Genomic DNA, 14,500 nt, shown 5'->3' on the forward strand with positions numbered 1-14,500 from the left:
CGAAATAACGAATTGATGTTCTCTGGTGTTTCTTCCTTCGCCTGAGGTTTGTCAACAGCCTGATTAATTTGATGAAAACGCGATGAAAAGAAAAATATCCTGGTTTTATGCGGCGGCGGTAGGCATCAGCGCCCTGCCTGTTACGGCGGTGAACGCGGCTGACGCGACCCCGGCTCCGACGGTTCCTGCCGTGGCTCCGGCAAACCAGGCGGTGGTGACACCTCAGCCTGGGTCGACGGACGCGGTGGTGCCTGCAACGCCTGCGGAAAACGCCCCTATGGTTGGGCAGGTTTTGCCGGGTGTGCCGGGTGCAAATGCACCCATCGTCGCCGAAAATGTGCCTTCTCGCGATGTGAAGCTGAATTTCGCGCAAATTGCGCCGCCGCCGGGAAGTATGGTGTTAACCGGCGTGCAGCCGAACAGCGGGGTTGAGTTTGGCATGCGTCGGGATGAAATCGTCTCGAAAGCGCTGCTGAATCTTGAATACACGCCTTCGCCTGCCCTGCTGCCGGTGCAGTCTCAGCTGAAAGTTTATCTTAACGACGAGCTGATGGGCGTTCTGCCGGTCACCAAAGAACAGCTGGGCAAAAAGACGTTTGCTCAGGTGCCGGTCGATCCGCTGTATATCACCGACTTTAACCGCGTGCGGCTGGAGTTTGTCGGCCACTATCGCGATATCTGTGAAAACCCGGCCAGCAGCACGCTGTGGATGGACGTCGGGCGCAGCAGTTCGCTGTCGCTGACCTATCAGCGTTTGCCGGTGCAAAACGACCTGTCGCACTTCCCGGTGCCGTTCTTCGACTCGCGCGATGACCGCCCGCTGACGCTGCCGATTGTTTTTGCCGCCAGCCCGGATATTGAGCAGCAGCGCGCCGCAGGGATTGTCGCCTCATGGTTTGGCTCCCGCACGGCGTGGCGTGGGCAGAGCTTCCCGGTGATTTTCAACCAGTTGCCGACAAGCAACGGTATCGTATTTGCCACTAACGACAAGCGTCCTGACTTCCTGCGTGACCATCCGGCCGTGCAGGCGCCAACCGTTGAGATGATAAGCCACCCGGATAACCCATACGTTAAGCTGCTGGTGGTGATGGGGCGCGATGACAAAGACCTCGTGCAGGCCGCAAAAGGGATTGCCCAGGGCAACATCCTGTTCCGCGGCAGCAGCGTCACCGTGGATGATGTGAAGCCATTGCTGCCACGTGAACCTTACGATGCGCCAAACTGGGTGAGAACCGACCGCCCGGTGACGCTTGGCGAAATGAAAGGCTACCAGGAGCAGCTGCAGTCCAGCGGAGTGCAGCCGGGTGCGATTAGCGTGACCATGAACCTGCCGCCGGATCTCTATCTGCTGCGCAGTAACGGGATCGATCTGAACCTGAAATATCGTTACACCGCGCCAGCGATGAAAGACAGCTCGCGCATGGATATCAGCCTGAACAACCAGTTCCTGCAGTCGTTCAGCCTGACGCCGAGCGAAGAGAACAGCAAGCTGCTGCTGCGCCTGCCGGTGCTGCAAGGGCTGCTGGACGGCAAAACCGACGTGGCCATTCCGGCGCTGCGCCTGGGTGCCGCCAACCAGCTGCGCTTTGACTTCTCGTACATGAACCCGATGCCGGGTGGTTCGCTTGAAAACTGTATTACTTACCAGCCGATTCAAAACCACGTTGTGGTGGAGGACGAGTCAACTATCGACTTCTCCAACTACCATCACTTTATTGCGATGCCGGATCTGCGTACCTACGCGAATGCTGGCTTCCCGTTCAGCCGCATGGCCGATCTCTCGCAAACTATCGTGGTGGTCAGCAAGGAGCCTAAACCTGCTCAGGTGACCGCGCTGCTGGACGCGCTTGGCACCATTGGTTCGCAAACCGGCTTCCCTGCCGTAAACGTGAATCTGACGGATGATGGCAGCACAATTCAGGGCAAAGATGCGGACATCATGATAATCGGCACCATTCCGCCGACGATGAAAGATGACAAACGTATCGATCTTCTGGTTGAAGCTGCGCAAAGCTGGGTGAAAACGCCGGTCCGCCAGACGCCGCTGCTGAGCAGCGTTTCCGATCCAAAAGATCGCGCGGCGGATACGCAAACCACGGTCAATTCCAAAGGTGCTATGGCCGCCATCGTGGGCTTCCAGTCGCCGTATAACGACCAGCGCAGCGTCCTCGCTTTACTGGCCGACAGCCCTCGCGGCTACGAACTGCTGAACGGTGCGCTTAATGACAGCGGCAAACGTGCGGCGATTTCCGGGTCCGTGGCGGTGATTCGTGAATCCGGCGTCGATAGCCTGCGCGTGGGTGATATTTACTACGTTGGCCATCTGCCCTGGTTCGAGCGCATCTGGTACGCATTGTCGAACCATCCGGTTCTGCTGGCTATCTTTGCGGCGATAAGCGTGGTGCTGCTGGCCTGGGTGCTGTGGCGCATCCTGCGTATTATTAGCCGCCGCCGTATCGATCCTGAAGACGAGTAATCACGATGAAAATCAGCTCCGTACTGCTGATGGTCGGGCTGATGTTGACAGCCGTTACCGGGCAGGCCGCCTGTACCTGGCCTGCCTGGGAGCAGTTTAAACAGAACTACATCAGCGACCAGGGAAGGGTTATCGACCCCAGCGATGAACGCAAAATTACCACCTCGGAAGGGCAAAGTTATGCGCTCTTCTTTGCGCTGGCCGCTAACGACAGGGCAATGTTCGACCAGCTGCTGAGCTGGACGGAAAACAACCTTGCAGAAGGGGCGCTAAAAGACCATCTGCCCGCCTGGTTATGGGGCAAAAACGACAAAGACGAGTGGACGGTTTTAGACACTAACTCTGCCTCTGACGCCGACATGTGGATTGTCTGGAGCCTGCTGGAGGCGGGGCGTTTGTGGCATGAGCCTGCCTATAAGCGCCTTGGCGAAAAGCTGCTTCAGCGCGTGGCGAAAGAGGAAGTGATTAAAATCCCTGGGCTTGGTTTTTCACTGTTGCCTGGGCGTGTGGGTTTTAACCATTCCCCTGAGTGGCGGCTGAACCCAAGCTACCTTCCGCCGCAGGTGCTACAGCGGGTGGTTCGCTACCGTGGCCCATGGCCGGCGATGCGGGCGGCTAATCAGCGGTTACTGCTCGAGACTGCGCCAAAAGGATTCTCCCCAAACTGGGCTGACTGGCGCGAAGGCAAAGGCTGGCAGTTTGCGACAGATGATGCCCGCTACGGCAGCTATGACTCGATACGCGTTTACCTTTGGGTTGGCATGATGGCCGACGACGATCCGCACAAGGCCCGGCTGCTAAAGGCATTCCAGCCGATGGCCGATATGACGATTAAACAAGGTTTGCCGCCGGAAAAAGTCGAGGTGCAAACCGGAAATATTCAGGGCAACGGGCCGGTGGGTTTCTCCGCCGCGATGCTGCCTTTTTTACAGGATAGCGAAGCGCGGGAAGTGCAGCGCCAGCGGGTTAAGGACAATTTCCCCCAGGCTGACGCCTATTACAGCTACGTTTTAACGCTCTTTGGTCAGGGATGGGATCAAAAACGTTTTCGCTTCAATTCTCTGGGTGAATTAATCCCGAGCTGGGGTCAGGTATGCGCAAGTTCTCATTAAGTTTAGTCACTCTCTCACTGGGCATGGCGCTGATGCCGATGGCCCAGGCCGCCCTGACGCCTCAGCAGCAATTGCTCGATCAGGTGCGTATGGGCGAGGCCAGCAAGCGCGAAGATATCGTGCGTCAGTCCCTTGCCCGACTGGAGCTGATGGCACCCGACGATCCGGACGTTATTTCAGCCCGGATGCGCTACATGCTGCGCCAGGGTGACAACGCCGGGGCGAAAAAGCAGCTGGAGCGGCTGGCAAAGCTGGCCCCCGGTTCTGATGGCTACAAACAGTCTCAGTCCACCATGATGTTGACCAGCGCGGACGGCCGCCAGCAGCTGCAGGAAGCCCGGTTACTCGCGGCCAGCGGCCACACCGAGCAGGCTATTACGGCCTATGAAAAAATGTTTGGCGGCAACCCGCCTGAGGGTGATTTAGCGATTGAATACTGGATGCTGATGGCGAAGCGTCCTGGTGGTGCTAACCAGGCGATTGATAAGTTCAAAGCGCTGGACGCTGCCGCGCCGGGGAATGCCGAGCTGCGTGGCAACCTGGCACGCCTGATGTTTGCCAACGACCGCAGCGCCGAGGCTTACCAGATGCTGGAGAAGATGTCGAAGTCCAACAGCAGCCGGGGCGATGCCGCTGTGCAGTGGTATGGTCAAATTAAGAACCTGCCGGCAGGGCCAGAAAGCGTGGCGGCTTTGCAGCGTTTTCTCACCGTGTTCACCGAGGGCGATACGGTCGCCAGCGCGCGTGAACAACTCGCACAGCAGCAAAAGCAGCTGGCCGATCCGGCCTTCCGGGCGCGTGCTAAAGGTTTAGAGGACGTCAGCGGCGGGCGCGGAAACCAGGCGATCCCGCAGCTGAAAGAGGCGTTAAACGCTAAGCAGAACGACAGCGAAGTGGTTGGCGCGTTGGGGCAGGCTTATTCCCAGCAGGGAAAACGTGCCCTGGCGGTGCAGCAGTTTGAAAAAGCGATTCAGATGGATCCTGAAAGCGATAACCGCGGGAAGTGGGACAGCTTGCTCAAAACGAACCGCTACTGGCTGCTTATTGAGCAGGGTGATACCCAGCTAAAAGCCAATAATCCGGATGCCGCGCTGCAGAAGTACCAGCAGGCGCAAAGAATTGATAATACCGATAGCTATGCGGTGCTGGGCTTTGGCGATGTTGCCGTCGCCAAAAAAGACGACGCGGGCGCCGAGCGTTATTACCAGCAGGCGCTGCGCATGGATCGTGGAAACAGCAACGCCATTCGCGGACTGGCAAACGTTTATCGCCGTCAGTCGCCGGAGCGCGCTGCGGCCTATATTCAGAGCCTTTCCTCCAGCCAGCGCAAAAGCATAGATGATATTGAACGCAGCCTGACGGCAGATCGCCTGGAACAGCAGGCTACCGCGCTGGAAAGCCAGGGGCAGTGGGCAAAAGCGGCGGACGTTCAGCGTCAGCGGCTCAAGCTTGACCCGGACAGCGTATGGATTACCTATCGCCTGTCTAACGATCTCTACGCCGCCGGGAAGCATAGCGAGGCGGATAGCCTGATGCGAGGTCTTGCCCAGCGTAAACCTGGCGACCCTGAGCAGGTATTTGCCTACGGGCTTTACCTTTCAGGCAATAACCACGATGCGGCGGCGCTGAGCCACCTCAATACGCTGCCAAAAGCGCAGTGGAACGATAATATTCATGAGCTTGCCGACCGGTTGCAGTTCAACGAAGTGATGCAAACGGCTAACCGCCTGCGGGACGGCGGTAAAGAAAAAGACGCCATTGCGCTGCTTCAGCAGCAGACGCCGTCCGATCGCATTGATTTAACGCTGGCCGACTGGGCCGCCGAGCGTGGCGACCGTACCACGGCGAAATCGCAGTATCAGAAAGTCCTGCAGCGCTCGCCGAATAACGAAGACGCGCTGTTAGGCTTAACCGAGGTGCTGATCGCCGAAGGTGATAAACCGCAGGCTCGTGATCTGCTGGCTAAGCTGCAAACAACCCCGGCGGGCGTTACCCCGTCGATCAATACCCAGCGCCGGGTCGCAAATGCCTGGGCTGCTTTGGGTGATAACGAAAAAGCTGCACAAACCTATGCCCCGATTCTGGTTGCGGCGAAAAGCCAGCCGCCGTCGATGGACAGCGCGCTGGTGATGCGTGATGCCGCCCGCTTCCAGGCCGCAAGCGGCCAGCCGCAGCAGGCGCTGGAAACCTATAAAGACGCGATGGTGTCGTCAGGTATCACCCGGACGCGCCCGGTGGATAACGACAGCTTCACTCGCCTTACGCGTAATGACGAAAAAGACGACTGGCTGAAGCGTGGCGTGCGTAACGATGCCGCCGATCTTTATCGTCAGCAGGATGTGAACGTGACGCTTGACCACGAATACTGGGGTTCCAGCGGCACGCCGGGTTATTCAGATTTGAAAGCGCACACCACCATGCTGGAAGTGGACGCCCCGCTCAGCGATGGACGCATGTGGTTCCGTACCGATATGGTGAACATGGATGCCGGATCGTTCAAAGATAACGGCTCGGGCTACAAGGAGCGCTGGGGCACCTGTGCGGAACACAACTGTTTCGGCAACACAAAACAGAGTGGCAACGGCGCAAGCCTGGCCGTTGGCTGGAAAAACGATACGTGGCAGACGGATATCGGCACTACGCCGCTGGGCTTTGACGTCGTTGATGTCGTGGGCGGCGTGAGCTACAGCAACGACCTCGGGCCGATTGGCTACACCGTGAATGCGCACCGGCGGCCAATCTCCAGCTCCCTGCTTTCCTTCGGCGGGCAGCGGGATCCGAATACCAATACCGTGTGGGGCGGCGTTCGGGCAACCGGCGGCGGTGTCAGCTTGAGCTACGATAAGGGCGAAGCTAACGGCGTCTGGTCCAGCCTGAGCGCAGACACGCTTACCGGGAAAAACGTGGCCGATAACTGGCGCGTGCGCTGGATGACGGGCTACTACTACAAGCTGATCAACGAGAATAACCAGCGCCTGACCGTCGGCCTCACCAATATGGTCTGGCACTATGAAAAAGATCTTAGCGACTACTTCCTCGGCCAGGGCGGTTATTACAGCCCGCAGAAATACGTGTCGTTTGCCGTGCCGGTGACCTGGCGTAAGCGTACAGAGAACTGGTCCTGGGAGCTGGGCGCTTCCGGCTCCTGGTCCTATTCCCACAGCAATGCGGGCATGCGCTATCCGCTGCGTAACCTCGTGCCAAATAACACTAACGCCTACCCGGACGATCTCAATGGCTATCCGGACCGTAACGACCCATCCTCAGCCAGCAGCAGCAACGGCTTCGGCTACACGGCCAGGGCGCTGGTAGAGCGCCGCATCAGTTCGCACTGGTCAATCGGTGCCGGGATTGATATTCAGCAGGCCAAGGATTACACCCCAAGCCACGCGCTGATTTTCGTTCGCTACTCGATGGCGGGCTGGCAGGGCGATATGGATATGCCGCCGCAGCCGCTGGTGCCTTACGCAGACTTCTGATTGGGCGTATTCTAAGACGGCGGGTTAGCCCGCCGTCAGCGGTTCTTCAGCCCGACGTTGACTCAAATTTAGCCATAAAAGCAGAATTAGCCGATTATCCAGGGTCGAGGATTAAAAACCGTGGCAATGCAGTATACTCTGCGGGCATAAGAATATCCTGATGCCGGGCGTGGCGTGGGTTAAGCATAAGCGGAGAGTCAGCTTGCGAGTCAGTCGTTCCCTAACGATAAAACAGATGGCTATGGTGTCAGCCGTGGCCCTGGTGTTTATTTTTATTTTTATCGTCATTCAGCTGTTCCATTTTGTGCAGCAAAACCGCTACGACACCGCCACCCAAATGGAGAAAATCGCCCACTCCATTCGTCTTCCGCTGTCTGACGCTATCCTTCGGGCGGACATTCCTCAGGCCGAGGCTATCCTGCACCAGATCCAACCTTCCGGCATTATCAGCCGGGCGGACGTGGTGCTGCCGAACCAGTTCCAGGCGCTTCGGCTTAGCTTTATACCGGAACACCAAATCCCGATGCTGATCACCCGCGTGTTTGAGCTGCCGGTGCAGATATCTCTCCCGCTTTATTCGCTGGAGCGCCCGGCTAACCCGCAGCCGCTGGCTTATCTCGTGCTACAGGCCGACTCGTGGCGCATGTATCGCATCATCATCAGCACGATTTCCACCCTGTTGACCACCTATTTGCTGCTGGCGCTGATTCTGACCGTGGCGATCAGCTGGTGCATCAATCGGCTGGTGGTGCATCCGATCCGTAAGATTAGCCGCGAGCTGGATGGCCTTAACCCCCAGCAGGCGGGTGAGCACCAGCTAACGTTGCCGCCGCTGCACCATGACGATGAAATCGGCATGCTGGTGCGCAGCTATAACCGCAACCAGCAGGTTACGCTGCGTCTTCAAGAGCAGATGAACACGATGAGCACCCACAATCCGATCACCGAGCTGCCAAACAAAGCGCTGCTGCTGGCGCTGATTGAGCAGATGGTGGTGAACGAGAAACACGGTGCGCTGATGTTAATCGGCAGCGAAACCTTGCAGGATGCGGCCGGCGTGCTGAACGAAGAGCAGCGCGAGATGCTGCTGCTGACGCTGGTGGAAAAAATCAAACCCGTGCTGCCTGCCAACGCGGTGCTGGCCCAGCTCAGCCTGAATGATTTTGGGCTGCTGCTCTACGGCGTCAGCGACCCGTGGTATGCGATGTCGCTGGCGCAGAAAATCATGGAAACGCTCAATGCCCGTTTGCCGGTTCAGGCGCTTCAGCTGAAGCCAACTGCCAGCCTCGGCATTGCGATGTTCAAGCCCGGGCTCAGCGCCGAGCAGCTTTACCGTCGGGCGGCCTCGGCGACGCTTTCTGCTCGCCGCTGCGGGAAAAATCAGATTCAGTTCTTCGACCCCGATCAAATGGAAAAAGCGCAGCGTCGCCTGACCGAAGAACACGATATTTTAAACGCGCTGGAAAAACACCATTTTGCGGTCTGGCTGCAGCCGCAGGTGGATATGCGCGACGGCAGCGTGGTCAGCGCCGAAGTTCTGCTGCGTCAGCGCCAGCTGGACGGCAGCTGGAGCCTGCCGGAAGGGTTGATTGAACGCATTGAGGCCTGCGGATTGATGATTACCGTCGGTAATTGGATCCTCGAAGAGTCCTGCCGCACCCTGTCTGCCTGGCAAAGCAGGGGCATTACGCTGCCGCTATGCGTGAACCTCTCTGCGTTACAATTGCTGCATGAAGAGATGGTGCCGTCGCTGCTGGAGCTGCTTAAGCGCTATAGTATCCAGCCCGGCACGCTGATCCTCGAAGTGACCGAAAGCCGCCGCATAGACGACCCGAAAGCGGCGGTGAATATCCTGCGGCCGCTTCGCCAGGCTGGGGTGCGCATCGCGCTGGACGATTTTGGTATGGGCTACGCCAGCCTGCGTCATCTGCACCACATGAAAGCGCTGCCGATTGACGTGCTGAAGATAGACAAAAGCTTCGTGGAAGGGCTGCCGGAAGACAACGCGATGGTGGGGGTTATCATCGCGATGGCCAAAGCGCTGGACCTGAAAGTGGTGGCCGAGGGCGTTGAGCAAGAGGCACAGCGCGAGTGGCTGGTGGCGCACGGCGTTATCTACGCGCAGGGCTTCCTGTATGCCAAAGCCCGCACCCTGGAGCAGTTTGAAAGTGAATTTCTTGCTGCCTGAATGAAAAACATTAGTTACAAATGTTGCGAGCTGGATCGGTTCAGTTCAAGTTTTTAACAATTCCGTTAACAAAGTCGATCGAGGCCACTTCTGCGTTTTTTTTGGGGTGATATGTTGAGTGCCGCAGTGATACCGGTCCCTGAGCCGGGCTGCGGTTACTCTCCGTCCCAAGGATACTCTAATGAAAACCTCACTCTTCAAAAGTCTGTATTTTCAGGTGCTGACCGCAATTGCCATCGGCATTTTGCTGGGTCACTTTTACCCGGAATTGGGTGCCCAAATGAAACCGTTTGGCGACGCGTTCGTTAAACTGATTAAAATGATTATTGCGCCCGTCATCTTCTGCACCGTGGTGACCGGGATCGCGGGCATGGAAAGCATGAAAGCCGTGGGCCGTACCGGCGCGGTAGCGTTACTCTATTTCGAAGTTGTCAGCACCATCGCGCTGATTATCGGGCTTATCGTGGTCAACGTGCTGCAGCCTGGCGCGGGGATGAACGTTGATCCGGCGACGCTGGATGCTAAAGCGGTGGCGGTTTACGCCGAACAGGCTCAGCAACAGGGCGTGATTGCCTTCCTGCTGGACGTGATTCCAGGCAGCGTGATTGGCGCGTTTGCCAGCGGTAACATCCTGCAGGTGCTGCTGTTTGCCGTGCTATTTGGCTTTGCCCTGCATCGCCTGGGCCACAAAGGCCAGATGATCTTTAACGTCATCGAAAGCTTCTCTCAGGTTATCTTCGGTATCATCAACATGATCATGCGCCTGGCGCCTATCGGGGCGTTTGGTGCGATGGCGTTCACCATCGGGAAATACGGCGTCGGCTCTCTGGTTCAGCTGGGCCAGCTGATTATCTGCTTCTACATTACCTGCCTGCTGTTTGTGATTCTGGTGCTGGGCTCTATTGCGCGCGTCACCGGCTTCAGCATCTTCAAGTTCATCCGCTACATCAAAGAAGAGCTGCTGATTGTGCTGGGAACGTCCTCTTCCGAGTCCGTGCTGCCGCGCATGCTCGATAAGATGGAAAAACTCGGCTGCCGTAAATCCGTTGTTGGCCTGGTTATTCCAACCGGCTACTCCTTCAACCTGGACGGCACGTCGATTTATCTGACGATGGCGGCGGTGTTTATCGCTCAGGCGACCAACAGCCACATGGATATCTTCCACCAGATAACGCTGCTGGTGGTGCTGCTGCTCTCCTCTAAAGGAGCTGCAGGCGTGACCGGTAGCGGCTTCATAGTACTGGCTGCAACCATCTCTGCGGTAGGGCATCTGCCGGTCGCCGGTCTGGCGCTGATTCTGGGTATCGACCGCTTCATGTCCGAAGCCCGTGCGCTGACCAACCTGGTGGGTAACGGCGTGGCGACCGTCGTGGTGGCCAAATGGGTGAAACAGCTGGATGAAAAACAGCTTCGCCAGCAGCTGGATAATCCACAATCCGACAAAAAAGTGACCGAAGTCTCCCACTAATCCGACCAATTGCCCGCAGCGACTTGCCCTCGCTGCGGGCGACTCTGCATAATTACCCCGCTAAATATTCAACACTCTCTATTTTTCACTTTCTTAAGTGACGTTTTCGCAGAAATGCGGTCAAACGGATTGGTGAAACGTCACCTATGTCGGTCTGCGGACGTCGAATGCCGCGCCGATGTGCTACTTTTAACCAGGATTGTTTTTAGGGGTTCACATGCAGGGCACCAAGATTCGACTTTTAGCTGGCGGATTGCTGTTAGCAGCAATGGCCGGTAACGTGCAGGCAGAAGCACTCCAGCCGGACCCGGCCTGGCAACAGGGAACGCTTTCTAACGGCTTCCAGTGGCAGGTTTTATCCACTCCCCAGCGCCCAAGCGATCGTGTTGAAATTCGCCTGATGGTGAATACCGGTTCGCTCGCCGAAACCGCTCAGCAAAGCGGTTACAGCCACTTTTTACCGCGCATGGTGTTGACGCAGGCTGGCGGCCTGCCGACGAGCCAGGCGCGTTCGTTATGGCAGCAAAGCAGCGACCCGGAGCGCCCACTTCCTCCGGCTATCGTCTCGTATGACTTCACGCTGTTTAACCTCAGCCTGCCGAATAACCGTAATGATTTACTGAAAGAAGCGCTGATGTTCCTGGCGACGAATACCGGCTCGCTGGACGTGGCCTCTGGCACCGTGACCGCTGCGCTGCACGCGCCGGATATGGTTGCCACCTGGCCGATGAACACCAAAGACAGCTGGTGGCGCTATCGCCTCAAAGGCTCCACGCTGCTGGGCCATGATCCGGCAGAAAGCCTCAAGCGCCCGGTTGACGCCGCGCAGCTGAAAGCGTTTTACGACAAATGGTACACCCCGGACGCCATGACCCTTATCGTGGTCGGCAACGTAGACAGCCGCAGCGTAGCGGAACAAATCAACAAAACGTTCGGCGAGCTGAAAGGCAAGCGCGAAACGCCTGCGCCGGTGCCAACGCTCTCCCCGCTCAAGCCTGAGCCGGTCAGCCTGATGACCGATAGCGTGCACCAGGACAGGCTTTCTCTGATGTGGGACAACACCTGGCAGCCGATTCGTGAGTCTGCGGCGCTGCTGCGCTACTGGCGTGCGGACCTGGCTCGCGAAGCGCTGTTCTGGAACGTGCAGCAAAGCCTGGGCAAAAACGGCGTTAAAGACCTGAACCTCAGCTTCGACTGTCGCGTGCTCTATCTGCGTGCCCAGTGCGGGATAAACATTGAGTCGCCAAACGATAAGCTGAACGCCAGCCTGACCAGCGTAGGCCGCGAGCTGCTGCGAGTGCGCGATAAGGGCCTGTCTCAGGAAGAGTTTGATGCGCTGATTGCCCAGAAGAAGGGCGAGCTGACGAAGCTGTTTGCCACCTACGCGCGCACCGACACCGATGTGTTGATCAGCCAGCGCATGCGCTCGCTGCAGAACCAGGTTGTCGATATTGCGCCGGAACAGTATCAGAAGCTGCGCCAGGACTTCCTCGACAGCCTGACCGTGTCGATGCTCAACCAGGACCTGCGTCAGCAGCTGTCTCAGGATATGTCGCTGATACTGCTGCAGCCTAAGGGCGAGCCTGAGTACAACATGAAGGAACTGAAAGCGACGTGGGATAAGGTGATGGTTCCAGCCGCCGCGCCGCCGGTGACCGACGATCCTAAGCAGGATGTTTCAGATATTCCTCCGGCTTCTTAGTGCCGGGATTGCCCCTCACCCCGACCCTCTCCCCATAGGGGAGAGGGGGAATTCTTTTAGCCCTCGGGGTGAGGGTCCACTTATTTGGGCATTGCTTCCAGCGGGATAATCGCCCCGCGAAACTGGATCACCGTCCCTGCCGTCAGATGGCCGCGCTTCGCGGCCTCTTCCGTCGTTCCTCCGGTTAAACGCACCGCCAGGTAGCCTGCGCTAAACGAATCCCCTGCCGCGGTGGTATCCACAACGTTTTCTTTCGCCAGCCGAAGGGCGGGGACTTCGAGTTCGCTTGCACCTCTGATCGACACCAGGCAAGACTCTGCGCCCCGTTTGATAACCACTTCTTCTACGCCTGCAGCGTGCGTCCGGCGAATCACCTCACCTGCAGGGGCAGTGCCCCAAAGCAAGTCTTCATCATCCAGCGTCAGGAAGGCAATATCCGTGCAGGCCAGCATCTGCTGGTAAACGCGCCGTGTCTCTTCGGGGCTGGCCCATAGGCGTGGGCGATAGTTGTTGTCGAAAATCACCTTGCAGCCGTTGGCTCTCGCCTGCTTCAGCATTGCCAGCAGCTTCTCGCGGCTGGTTTCGTTGAGGATAGCCAGGCTAATACCGCTCAGGTAGAGATAATCGAACTGTGCCAGTTCGGCGCAAATTTCCTCTGAACGCTCGCTCTCCAGCCAGAACCGCGCCGCCGCTTCGTTACGCCAGTAGTAGAAGGTGCGCTCGCCGTGGGCGTCGGTCTCGATGTAGTAGAGGCCCGGAAGGCGGTGCTCCAGGCGCTGAATTAGCGCCGTATGCAGCCGCTCCTGACGCCACGTGTCCAGCATCTGCTGGCTAAAGCTGTCTTCGCCCAGGGCGGTGACATAGTGCACTTCAAGCTCGCTTTCGCTGACCTGGCGAGCGAGATATACGGAGGTATTTAAGGTATCGCCACCAAAGCCGCGCTGCACCTGAGCGCCGTTCTGAGACAGTTCAATCATGCATTCGCCAATCACGGCAATTTTCTGAGTGGGCATAGGAAACCTGATGATGAAATGAACAAAAAGACTGTTTTTTCGCATTCTCCGCCGTGGTGAAAAGTGAGTCAAACATTTTAAAACAGTGTTTCGGAAAATTTTGATGTGCGCCAGGTTGTTGTGATTGTGACAAAAATCGCTCTAGTCGATTTTGCTGCGAAAGCGAACATAAAGTTCTCAATTGCCACGCCGATAACCTTTCGACGAGCCATGTAGAGTCATCAGGTCAAACAGGATGTAAAGATGAAGTTGAAACAGATTACTCACCGGCTGCATACGCTTGAGGCGAGCGTTGAAAGTTTGCAGGAGCGACGATTTTGGCTGCAGTGCCAGCGGCGCTATACCTTTCAGCCGATTTATAAAACAGACGGGAAATTGATGGCAGTGGAGCTGCTCACGGTGGTGACGCATCCGGCCGAGGCAGACGTGCGTATTCCGCCTGACCGCTATTTCTCTTCGATCCCCGGCCGCCAGCGTCTTACGGTGGTGGAAGAGCAGCTGCGCCTGCTGGAAGCATGGGAGCAGACCTTTATCGGGCATGACATTCTGGCCTCGGTGAACGTTGATGGCCCCACCCTGATTGCCATGAAGCAGCATCAACCGATCCTCGATTTGATCGCAAAACTGCCGTGGGTGCGCTTTGAGCTGGTGGAGCATATCAACCTGCCGCAGGCGGCAACCCTGGCCGGTATGCACGAGTTTGGCCCGCTTTGGCTGGATGATTTTGGCACCGGCCTGGCAAACTTTTCTGCGCTGAGCGAAGTGCGTTATGACTACATCAAAGTGGCGCGCGAACTTTTCATCATGCTGCGAAAAAGCGATGAAGGGCGCAATTTGTTCACCATGCTGCTGCAATTGATGAACCGTTACTGCAAAGGCGTAATTGTGGAAGGCATTGAAACGGTTGAAGAATGGAGGGATGTTCAGTCTTCGCCTGCCTATGCAGCGCAGGGCTATTTCCTTTCGCGCCCGGTTCCTTTCGAAAACCTTGAACATGTGCTGATTCACCTCCCCTGATGCCGTTTCGGTCATGCTGGACTATCTTTTAGTCAGGCAGGCCGG

The 14,500-nt window shown here is 57.3% G+C and carries 8 protein-coding genes; 7 read left to right on the top strand and 1 reads right to left on the bottom strand.

Going from position 1 to position 14,500, the window contains the following annotated elements; all coding sequences use genetic code 11:
* Positions 1-82: 82 nt before the first annotated feature.
* The 6 genes from bcsB (at position 83) to JT31_RS12670 (ending at position 12,425) form a co-directional block, all read left to right on the top strand.
* Positions 83-2,476 (top strand): cellulose biosynthesis cyclic di-GMP-binding regulatory protein BcsB, encoded by a 2,394-nt coding sequence (gene bcsB / locus JT31_RS12645; RefSeq protein ID WP_038477525.1) that lies wholly within the window; start codon positions 83-85, stop codon positions 2,474-2,476.
* Positions 2,477-2,481: 5 nt separating this feature from the next.
* On the top strand, positions 2,482-3,588 hold the full coding sequence (gene bcsZ / locus JT31_RS12650) for a cellulose synthase complex periplasmic endoglucanase BcsZ (protein WP_038477528.1): 1,107 nt from the start codon (positions 2,482-2,484) through the stop codon (positions 3,586-3,588).
* Positions 3,570-7,067 (top strand): cellulose synthase complex outer membrane protein BcsC, encoded by a 3,498-nt coding sequence (bcsC, locus tag JT31_RS12655; protein ID WP_038477531.1) that lies wholly within the window; start codon positions 3,570-3,572, stop codon positions 7,065-7,067. Before bcsZ ends, bcsC begins: the two co-directional genes overlap by 19 nt.
* A gap of 202 nt (positions 7,068-7,269) precedes the next feature.
* Positions 7,270-9,255: a biofilm formation regulator HmsP gene (gene hmsP / locus JT31_RS12660; protein ID WP_038483074.1), complete on the top strand. Its 1,986-nt coding sequence runs from the start codon at positions 7,270-7,272 to the stop codon at positions 9,253-9,255.
* Positions 9,256-9,436: 181 nt separating this feature from the next.
* On the top strand, positions 9,437-10,723 hold the full coding sequence (locus JT31_RS12665) for a dicarboxylate/amino acid:cation symporter (RefSeq protein WP_038477534.1): 1,287 nt from the start codon (positions 9,437-9,439) through the stop codon (positions 10,721-10,723).
* A gap of 217 nt (positions 10,724-10,940) precedes the next feature.
* Positions 10,941-12,425, top strand: coding sequence for a M16 family metallopeptidase (locus tag JT31_RS12670; protein ID WP_038477538.1), 1,485 nt, complete (start codon positions 10,941-10,943; stop codon positions 12,423-12,425).
* A gap of 80 nt (positions 12,426-12,505) precedes the next feature.
* Here the strand turns inward: JT31_RS12670 and JT31_RS12675 are convergent, their stop codons facing one another.
* Positions 12,506-13,438, bottom strand: coding sequence for a sugar kinase (locus tag JT31_RS12675; protein WP_038477541.1), 933 nt, complete (start codon positions 13,436-13,438; stop codon positions 12,506-12,508).
* A 243-nt stretch (positions 13,439-13,681) separates the two neighbouring features.
* On the opposite strand from JT31_RS12675, the gene pdeH reads away from it, so the two are divergent.
* On the top strand, positions 13,682-14,455 hold the full coding sequence (gene pdeH / locus JT31_RS12680) for a cyclic-guanylate-specific phosphodiesterase (RefSeq protein WP_038477544.1): 774 nt from the start codon (positions 13,682-13,684) through the stop codon (positions 14,453-14,455).
* Positions 14,456-14,500 lie beyond the last annotated feature (45 nt).

This window comes from Cedecea neteri, from assembly GCF_000757825.1.
GTDB classification, from domain to species: Bacteria; Pseudomonadota; Gammaproteobacteria; order Enterobacterales; family Enterobacteriaceae; genus Cedecea; species Cedecea selenatireducens.